This window comes from Bradyrhizobium sp. CSA112, assembly GCF_029051645.1.
Classification (GTDB): Bacteria; Pseudomonadota; Alphaproteobacteria; order Rhizobiales; family Xanthobacteraceae; genus Bradyrhizobium.
In genome coordinates this window covers 1-4,212 of sequence record NZ_JAACFS010000084.1, presented here as the reverse complement: position 1 = coordinate 4,212, position 4,212 = coordinate 1, and the positions used below count along the sequence as shown (strand labels likewise).

The following is a 4,212-nucleotide window of genomic DNA, read 5'->3' as shown; positions in this document are numbered from 1 at the left end:
TATCCTCTTACGAACCCCATCAGGCGACGGCCTTGCGCCGATCCCGTACAGAAGCAGGTTTCCGGCGAGCGGATGACGCAAAAGGGATTGACTAATCGAGGCCCGTTACAGAAGCCCGGATGGAGCGGAGCGAAATCCGGGGCACTGCACGTGTGGATTGACCTACCCCGGATTGCGCTCCGCTCCATCCGGGCTACGGAACTCCGGGCGCGTGAGTTACGCCCGCACCGCCGCCAATCCCAACGCCGGCGGCGCAAAGCCGGCCTTGGAGGCATAGCCGCGCACGATCGCTTCGCGCTGGGCGTGGCTCAGCACCTTCTCGATATCGGTGAATCCATCAGGCGCCAGTTGCTCGACCGCGTCGATCACGCCTTCGGGGCCGCCGCGGCGGTTGGCGCGCACGATCTCCGCCGTCATCGGCAGGCGCTTCTGTTCATAGGCCACCAGTGCCTGGCGCGAATGTTCGCTGCGCGCCAGTTCGTCGGCTAGTGCGCGGGCGTCGAGGATCGCCTGCGAGGCGCCGTTGGAGCCGACCGGATACATCGGATGCGCGGCGTCGCCGAGCAGCGTTACCCGGCCCCAGGTCCAGTACGGCAGCGGATCGCGGTCGCAACAGGGATACTCGTAGAATTCCGGCGTCGCCGAGATCAGGCTGCGCACGTCGACATAGGGTACCTTGAAGCGATCGACATGCGGCATCAGCTCCTCGCGCTTGCCGGGCCGCGACCAGTCCTCGCGGCGCGGCGGCGGCGAACTGCCGTCGCCGATCTTCACCAACACCGCCCAATTAGTCAGCCGGCTCGACGGGCTCGAGCCTTCCGCAATCGGATACACCACGACCTTGGCATTCAGTCCGCCGGCCACGATCATCGAGCGGCCGGTGAGGAACGCCGGCCAGTCGCGCGCGCCGCGCCACAGCATCAACCCGTTCCAGCACGGCGGCCCCTCGTCCGGAAACAGCATCTCGCGCACCCGCGAATGAATGCCGTCGGCGCCGATCAGGATGTCGCCGTGCGCGGTCGTAACGTGCGCGCCGGTGCGATCGAAAAAGTGCGCGACCACACCGCCCTCGTGCTGCGCGAACGTGCCGAGTCGGCAACCGGTGTGGATCGCCTCATGGCCGAGCCGCTCCTCGACGGCGCGATGGATCACGCTTTGCAGGCGGCCGCGATGAACCGAGAATTGCGGCACGTCGTGTCCGGCATCGAGCCCGCGCGGCTCGCGCCAGACTTCCTGGCCATGCCGGTTGAGATAGTACAATTGGTCGGTGCGTACAGCGGCGGCATCCAGCCGGTCGAGCAGGCCGAGCCCCGTCAGTTCGCGGATCGCATGCGGCAGCGTGTTGATGCCGACGCCGAGCTCGCGGATGCTGTCGGATTGTTCGAACAATTCGCAGTCGATGCCGCGCGCGCGCAGCATCAGCGCAGTGGTAAGGCCTCCGATGCCGCCCCCGACGATGATCGCTTTCATCAGCTCGACTCCACTCTCTCTTCACCTCGCCCCGCTTGCGGGGAGAGGTCGGATCGCTCTTGCGATCCGGGTGAGGGGGTACCGCACTCACCGCGCACTCGCCTCTCGGAGGGAGCCCCTCACCCCGACCCTCTCCCCGCAAGAGCGGGGCGAGGGAGCACTAGAGCCTGCCATCCGGGCTATTCGGCTGCAAGCGGCTTTGTTGCCTCGGCTTTCAGCTCGGCGCGGGTTTTCGGCTTACCCTTAATTTTGAGGTCTTCGAAATCCTGCCGGTCGCGCACGCTGTTGCGGAAGATCTGTTCCTTGCCCGGGAGATATTGCGGCGGACAAGCAATATCAGCGCCATACCAGGCCGCCGCCCGCATCGTGAAGGACGGATCGACCAGATGCGGCCGGGCGAGCGCGACGAGGTCGGCGCGGCCGGCAGCCAAAATCGTGTTCACCTGGTCAGCCGTCGTGATGTTCCCGACGCACATGGTCGCGACCCGGGCCTCGTTGCGGACCTGATCGGAAAATGGCGTCTGGAACATCCGGCCGTAGATCGGCTGCGCGTCGCGCACGGTCTGCCCTGTCGAGACATCGACCAGATCGACGCCGGCCTCCCCAAACGCGCGTGCGACCGCCACCGCGTCGTCGCCGGTGATGCCGCCCGCAGCCCAGTCGGTCGCGGAGATGCGAACCGACATCGGCTTGTGCGCCGGCCACGCCGCGCGCATCGCCTCGAATACTTCGAGTGGATAGCGCAGCCGGTTGGCGAGCGAGCCGCCATATTCGTCGGTGCGCTGATTGGTCAACGGCGAAATGAAGCTCGCGAGCAGATAGCCATGGGCGCAGTGCAGTTCCAGCATGTCGAAGCCGCAGGCCTCGCCGCGCAAGGTCGCCGCGATGAACTCCTGCTTGACGCGGTCCATCGCGGCCCGATCCATCTCGCGCGGCACCTGGCTATCGGGGAAGTAGGGCAGCGGCGACGCCGAGATCACGTCCCAGCCGCCCTGCTCCAGCGGCCGGTCCATGCCCTCCCACATCAATTTGGTCGCACCCTTGCGCCCGGCATGTCCAAGCTGCAGGCAGATTTTCGCGGCCGAATTGGCGTGGACGAAATCGACGATCCGCGTCCATGCCGCCTGCTGCTCGTCGTTCCACAGACCAGTACAGCCCGGCGTGATGCGGGCGTCGCGGCCGACGCAGGTCATCTCGGTGAAGATCAGCCCGGCGCCGCCGATCGCGCGCGAGCCGTAATGCACCAGATGGAAATCGGTAGGTACACCCTCTTTCGCCGAATACATGCACATCGGCGACACCACCGCGCGGTTCCTGACTGCCATCTCGCGGAGCCTGAGCGGCTGGAACATCGGCGCGACCGGTTTGTCGACATCGACGTCAAAGCCCTTGGCGCGCACCTGCTTTGCAAACGCCTTGTCGACCTCGCGGACGAATTCCGGTGCGCGCAGCGTCAGATTATCGTAGGTGATCGCCTTGGCGCGGGTCATAACGCCGAACGCGAACTGTACGGGGTCGAAATCCCAGAAGCGGTCAACATGCTCGAACCAGACCAGCGACACGTCAGCGGCATGCTGGGTCTTCTCGACCTCCTCGCGCCGGCCATGCTCGTAGGTCTGCAACGCGTCGTGGACGGTCGGCGCCTGCGCCATCGCGTCAGCCAGTGCGATGGCGTCTTCCATCGCGAGCTTGGTGCCGGAGCCGATCGAGAAATGCGCGGTCGCCTTGGCGTCGCCGAGCAGCACCATGTTGTCCTTGACCCAGCGCTGGCTGCGGATCATCGGGAAATTGCGCCACATCGAACGATTGATCAGCAGGGGATGGCCGTCGAGGAACCAGCCAAAAATCTCGGCCATCCGATCGGCGGATTGCTGTTCGCTCAGGCCTTCGAGCCCGGCACGCTGAAACGTTCCGGCATCGGTCTCGAAGATCCAGGTCGAGCGGCCCACTTCATATTGATAGGCGTGCGCAATGAACGGCCCCCACTCCGTCTCCTGGAAGATGAAGGTGAAAGCGTCCAGCGGCCGGGTCGATCCCATCCAGGCGAACTTGTTGGAGCGTAGGTCGATCTGCGGCTGGAAGTGTTCGATGTGCTTGTCGCGGAAGCGGCTATTGATACCGTCGGCCAGCACGATGAGATCGGTGTCGGCAAAGCGGCTTTCGTCGTCGATATCGGTCTCGAACAGCAGCGTCACGCCGAGTTCGCGCGCGCGCTCCTGCAGGATCAGCAGCAGCGTGCGGCGCGAACAGCCGCAGAAGCCGTTGCCGCCGACGCGGTGCACGGTGCCGCGGAAATGCACGGCGATGTCGTCCCAATAGGCGAATTCCTGGGTGATGCGGCGATAACTCGGCGGATCGTACTTTTCGAAATTGTCCAGCGTCGCGTCGGAGAACACCACGCCGAAGCCGAAGGTATCGTCGGCGCGATTGCGCTCATAGACCGTGATCCCGGCCTGCGGCCGTTGCTTCTTCAAGAGGATCGCGGCGTAGAGACCAGCCGGTCCGCCGCCGATTATCGCGATCTTCATCTACCGCCTCCGAGACAGGCTGTCGGGCTAGTTCGAAATTACTTTAAGCCTAAAATAATTTCCCGGCAAGGGGGCTGGTGGTAGCCAGTAGATGGGGTAACGGGCCCGGTCTGCCCTCCAAGCAAGCCGCGCTTGCTACGGCGCTGTTGAATGCGCGCTTCGCGCGGCTTGCTTGGAAGGCGGGCGGTCGTCCCTCACATGGATGGTGTTACGG

General features: G+C 64.9%; 2 protein-coding genes. Both read right to left on the bottom strand.

From position 1 onward, the window contains the following. Positions 1–216: 216 nt before the first annotated feature. Entirely contained in the window at positions 217–1,470 is a 1,254-nt protein-coding gene (locus tag GWE18_RS41675) for a flavin-dependent oxidoreductase (RefSeq protein ID WP_275191270.1), read from the bottom strand. 179 nt (positions 1,471–1,649) lie between these two features. Then, a complete protein-coding gene (locus GWE18_RS41670) occupies positions 1,650–3,998 on the bottom strand; it encodes a bifunctional salicylyl-CoA 5-hydroxylase/oxidoreductase (protein ID WP_275191269.1) in 2,349 nt (782 codons plus the stop codon). Positions 3,999–4,212 lie beyond the last annotated feature (214 nt).

What these genes read in the sequence shown, in the direction of transcription:
- GWE18_RS41675 (WP_275191270.1), bottom strand. Translation starts at nt 1,470, where the DNA reads ATGAAAGCGATCATCGTCGGGGGCGGCATCGGAGGCCTTACCACTGCG.
- GWE18_RS41670 (WP_275191269.1), bottom strand. Translation starts at nt 3,998, where the DNA reads ATGAAGATCGCGATAATCGGCGGCGGACCGGCTGGTCTCTACGCCGCG.